This is a genomic window from Nonomuraea sp. JJY05, from assembly GCF_043496855.1.
GTDB lineage: Bacteria > Actinomycetota > Actinomycetes > Streptosporangiales > Streptosporangiaceae > Nonomuraea.
Map to the genome: position 1 here is coordinate 1 of NZ_JBIEIS010000131.1, position 1,170 is coordinate 1,170.

Consider the following 1,170-nt stretch of genomic DNA (forward strand, 5'->3'; position numbering starts at 1 on the left):
ACGTCTCCATCCGGCTCGACGTGCTCAACCTGCTGGCCCGGCTGCAGCAGGAGGAGGATCTCGCCATCCTCTACATCACCCATGACCTGGCCACCGCGCGGCACTTCGCCGACGACATCCTCGTGCTCTACCGAGGGCGGGTCGTGGAGCGGGGGCCGGCCGATGAGGTGATCCTCGATCCGCGCCACCCTTACACCAAGTTGCTGGCCGCCGCCGCACCCGACCCGGACGCGCGCGGCCGCACCTTCGATTTCGACCCGGCGGACGTGGTCGCCGCCGGCTCCGCACCGCCGTACGACCACAGAGAGGACACCCCCCGATGAAAGTTCGCACGATCTTATCCGCGGTGGCGACTGCCGCCCTCACCGTCGCCGGGCTCGTCACCGGCCCGGCGGCGACCGCCGCCACCGGCTGCACGGCCAAGTACACCGTCACCGGCCAATGGGGAAGTGGATTCGGAGCCGAAGTCTCCTTCACCAACCTGGGTGACCGCCTGACAACGTGGACTCTGGAGTTCGACTTCCCCGCCGCCGGCCAGCGCGTCAATCAGGGCTGGAGCGCCGACTGGTCCCAGTCCGGCACCCACGTCACCGCCAAGAGCCTGAGCTGGAACAGCGAGGTTGCGACCAAGGGCTCGGTGGGCCTCGGCTTCAACGGTTCGTGGAGCGACGCCAATCCCGTGCCCGCCTCGATCTCCGTCAACGGGGTGAAGTGCGACGGCACCATCATCGACCCGCCCAAGACGCCGGCTCCGCAGCTGCACGTCCAGGGCAACAAGATCGTTACTGCGAAGGGCAAGCCGTACCGGCTGCTGGGCGTGGACCGCTCGAGCGGCGAGTTCGCCTGCGTGCAGGGCAAGGGGATGTGGGACGGCGGGCCGGTCGACCAGACCTCCGTCAACGCGATGAAGACCTGGAACATCCACGCCCTCCGCATCCCGCTGAACGAGGAGTGCTGGCTCGGCACCAACGGTTCGCCCAGCGGCGCCGCATACCAGCAGCAGGTCAAGGACTACGTGAACCTCCTGGTCGCCAACGGCATCACGCCCATCCTCGACCTCCACTGGACCTGGGGAGAGTTCACCGGCGTCGACTGGGCGTGCAAGGACGTGACCGCGACCTGCCAGAAGCCGATCCCGTCCGCTCGCAACGCCCCGCGGTTCTGGACCGG

The 1,170-nt window shown here is 68.4% G+C and carries 1 protein-coding gene and 1 pseudogene; both read left to right on the forward strand.

The window, feature by feature from the left end; genetic code table 11:
* Positions 1 to 323, forward strand: a pseudogene (locus tag ACFKCF_RS61610) (hypothetical protein); the annotation flags it as partial.
* 23 nt (positions 324 to 346) lie between these two features.
* The coding region (locus ACFKCF_RS61615; protein ID WP_394506795.1) for a cellulose binding domain-containing protein at positions 347 to 1,170 on the forward strand (824 nt) is incomplete at its 3' end.